Raw genomic sequence first — 706 nt, 5'->3', positions numbered from 1 at the left:
CGTCATCCGGCACCGATACGCTATGGGCGCAGCTCATTCAGAACGGCACGGCGAGTGGCTGGAAGCAATTTACGGTCTCGGTGCCGGCGCCGACGCTGAATGTATCGAGCCTGCCGAGTGCTACGGCGGGTGCACAGATTGCGCTCTCGAGCCTGGTGAACGTGTCCGATCCAAGCAATGCGACGTATCAGCTGCAGTTGTGGGATTCGAACGGAACCGCGGCCGGCGGTGAGGTCCTGATCAACGGCGTGGCGCAGCCCGCAGGCCAGGCGATCAATGTGCCGTCGGGTGCCAATGTGGTGTTCGATGCCGGGACGTCAGCCGGCACCGATACGCTATGGGCGCGGCTGGTTCAGAACGGCACGGCAGGGAGCTGGCAGCAGTTCTCGGTCACGGTCCCGAATCCGACAGTCACGGTGCACAACTTCAGCACCGCGACCCCTGGCCAGACCATTGCGCTATCCAACCTGGTGACGATCCTGGATCCCGGCAATGTCGGGTATCAGAAGCTCGAGCTGTGGGATTCCAATGGAGCTCCTGCTACGGGTCAGTTCGTTGTAAACGGTGTGGCGCAAACCGGCGGCCACACGATCAACGTGGCTCCCGGCGATGTCGCCAACACCGTGTTCAACGAGGGCACGACCGGCAACACCGACACGTTGTGGGCGCAGCTTTTGCTGAACAACAACACCACGACCGGCTGGCA

At 62.5% G+C, this 706-nt stretch carries 1 pseudogene; it reads left to right on the top strand.

The features are described 5' to 3' along the window. Positions 1-706: pseudogene (locus H8A92_RS40595) on the top strand (hypothetical protein); the annotation flags it as partial.

Origin of the sequence: Bradyrhizobium acaciae (assembly GCF_020889785.1) — a bacterium.
Taxonomy (GTDB): Bacteria; Pseudomonadota; Alphaproteobacteria; order Rhizobiales; family Xanthobacteraceae; genus Bradyrhizobium; species Bradyrhizobium acaciae.
Note: the sequence above shows the minus strand (reverse complement) of the source record. Positions and strands in the feature narration are given on the sequence as shown.